The organism is Rhizobium sp. 2YAF20, from assembly GCF_052114685.1.
GTDB lineage: Bacteria > Pseudomonadota > Alphaproteobacteria > Rhizobiales > Rhizobiaceae > Rhizobium.
Genome location: NZ_JBFRFF010000099.1, coordinates 1 through 2656, shown reverse-complemented (window position 1 = coordinate 2656; position 2656 = coordinate 1). Strand labels below are relative to the sequence as shown.

Sequence of the window (2656 nt, the reverse complement as noted above, 5' to 3'; positions counted from 1 at the left end):
GACGACGTGCTCAACGTCTCCGGTCATCGGCTGGGGACGGCGGAAGTCGAATCGGCACTGGTGTCACATCATCTGGTCTCAGAAGCTGCGGTCGTCGGCTATCCCCATTCGATCAAGGGCCAGGGCATCTATTGCTATGTGACGCTGATGGCCGGCCACGAAGGCACCGAGGCTCTGCGCAAAGACCTAGTGAAGCATGTGCGCACGGAAATCGGCCCAATCGCCACGCCGGATAGGATCCAGTTCTCCCCCGGTCTGCCAAAGACGCGCCCAGGCAAGATCATGCGCCGCATCTTGCGGAAAATCGCCGAGGATGATTTCGGCGCGCTGGGCGACACCTCGACGCTGGCCGATCCCGGCGTGGTCGACGATCTCATCGCCAACAGGCAGAACAAGGTGGACGCGGCTTGATGGTTCATATCGATTGCTATCCGTCGAGTTGGATGCTGTAAAACTAAATTGTTGCCCACCAAATCGGAAGCAAGGTTTGAAATGACAGAATTTGACGAAGCTGGATCGATCGGTCAGCGCATTAAATTGGTGCTGATGGATGAGATTTCCTCCGGCGCAATAAGGCCTGGCACAAGTTTGGACGAAGCAACGCTCAGCAGCCGCTTTGGCGCTTCTCGGACGCCGGTCAGGGACGCTCTACGTCAGTTGGAGGCGATCGGCTTAGTTGAGATTCGCCCCCGACGTGGCGCTACGGTCCTGCCGCTGACTTTGCCGCGGCTCATGGAGATGTTCGAAGTGACCGCAGAGATGGAATGCATGTGCGTCCGTGTGGCAACGCATAGGATAACTGGCATGGAACGCGCAGTTCTGGCTGAAATTCACGAACGTTCCGAGCTTGCGGCAAAAGCCGATGACTTCGAGCAGTATGATAAGCTTAATTTGTCTTTCCACGAAACATTGTACCGCAGCGCGCACAATGAGTTTCTGTTTGATGAATTGATGCGGCTTCGTGCAAGGCTCCTGCCATTCCGTAGAACTCAGCTGCGTCAGCCGAAGCGATTGGCAGCGTCATTCCTCGAGCATGAGGCGATCTTGCGAGCAATGATGCGGGGCGATGCGACAGAGGCGGCTTTGATCATGCGCGAGCACATGCTAAATGCCGCTCTGGCATTGGCGCGATATATGGAAATCGACGGGGAGGCTGGATAAAGACAGTATCCGACGAACACGCCATTTGCACCATTTTCTTACTTCGCCGCGTCAGCGGTGAATTCCACTCGCCGACAAGTGGTGGCCCAAAAGTAGGACATGTACAGGTCGCTCCACGGTGGGCATAGGCGTTGGTGCATCGGTCGACGAATGAACGGATTTCAGTCTTTGATGCTGTGTCGATGCGGTAGCTGTCACGCACCGGACGGATTTCGGGCGCGCGCATGCCAGCATGCGATTGAGGCTGGTGCAGCCAATGACGACTTCCGTCTGTTGCGCGGCGAATGAGCGTGCCCTCAGTCGGTGCCCGATGATCGACTTATAGCGACCGATCGCGGTCTCGACCAGAGATCGCTTGCCGTAGTCAGTAGCGGCCTGCCATTTCATCCGTCCATCGGCGTTGATCGCAGCGATATGACGGTCTCGTTGACAGGAGTGATCGGTGTCTGGCCGTTCCACCGCATTGGCGCGTGGCGGAATGACCACCGCGCCGCCGGCGCTATGCTTGGTGACGGCGTCATAGGTCGGGTTGCCGTCATAAGCGCCATCGGCCGTGAACTGGCCAATGGGGACGTCGATCTGGTCGAGCAGCGCCTCCACCAGCGTGGCGTCGCCGTCATCTTGGTCGGTCATGACGTGAGCGATGATCTCGCCGCTGTCGGCATCCAGCGCCAGGTGTAGTTTCCGCCACCGCCGACGGGACTTGGCACCATGCTTCTCTTCCAGCCATTGGCCGGCGCTGTAGACCTCCAGCCCGGTGCTGTCGACGAGGACATGAAGCGGACCATCCGGCACAGACTGACGATTGCCACGCCTGGCGGGCGGGCTCCAGGTTCCCGCCCGACGGCTGAGCGGTGTGTGGTCAGGTGCGGGCAGATCCAAACCCATCAGAGCAAGTACGGAGCTCAAAAATCCTTCGGTCTGCCGCAGCCGAAGTCCGAACACCAGACCCGGCGTCAGCGCCGTCTCAATCGCCAGATCGGAATAACGCGGTTGGCCTCCTCTTGTCTTGCGTCGTGGCGCTGCCCAACCTTCGACAGCCTCCGACGTTATCCAAAGGGTCAGACTGCCACGTTGGCACAGACCCGCATCATACTCGGCCCAGTTCGTAACCTTGAACTTCATCTTGCCGATGTGATGACGGCGAGCGGCATTATGTTTGTGTGGCATCGATGATCAATCAAGCAGTTTCCGATCAAAGCCACATAGGCGGAAACTGTTGAAATTTGATCCGTGCACCAACGACGCCGGAATAGGAAAAATCAAGCCTCCGGGCGACGCCGCTTTCGAAGATATCGAGGTGCTCCGACAAGACCACACCCGACTGTACCATGTGCAGGTCGTGTATCTTGGCGACATCGACTTTAGACAGCCCTCTCGCCAGCAGGTCAGCTTGTTTTTGGTTGTCACCCTCAAGGCAAACTCGATCCCCGGGCTTCAGGATCGCTTCCAGGAAAGCGACGAGGTGCTGCGGATCGACAAGCTTACCGGCAGA

Annotated in this window: 2 protein-coding genes and 2 pseudogenes; 2 read left to right on the top strand and 2 right to left on the bottom strand. The window is 58.1% G+C overall.

All coding sequences use genetic code 11. From position 1 onward, the window contains the following. Positions 1–411, top strand: a 411-nt coding sequence (locus tag AB4Z52_RS35905; RefSeq protein ID WP_442222563.1) for an AMP-binding enzyme, incomplete at its 5' end; no start/stop codon positions are given. Positions 412–492: 81 nt separating this feature from the next. Further along, positions 493–1161 carry a GntR family transcriptional regulator gene (locus AB4Z52_RS35900; RefSeq protein ID WP_442222564.1) on the top strand — a complete coding sequence of 223 codons (669 nt, stop codon included), beginning with the start codon at positions 493–495 and terminating at the stop codon, positions 1159–1161. Between the two features lie 201 nt (positions 1162–1362). Here the strand turns inward: AB4Z52_RS35900 and AB4Z52_RS35895 are convergent. Beyond that, a pseudogene (locus tag AB4Z52_RS35895) lies at positions 1363–2331 on the bottom strand (IS5 family transposase); the annotation flags it as partial. Between the two features lie 58 nt (positions 2332–2389). After that, positions 2390–2656, bottom strand: a pseudogene (locus tag AB4Z52_RS35890) (malonate decarboxylase subunit alpha); the annotation flags it as partial.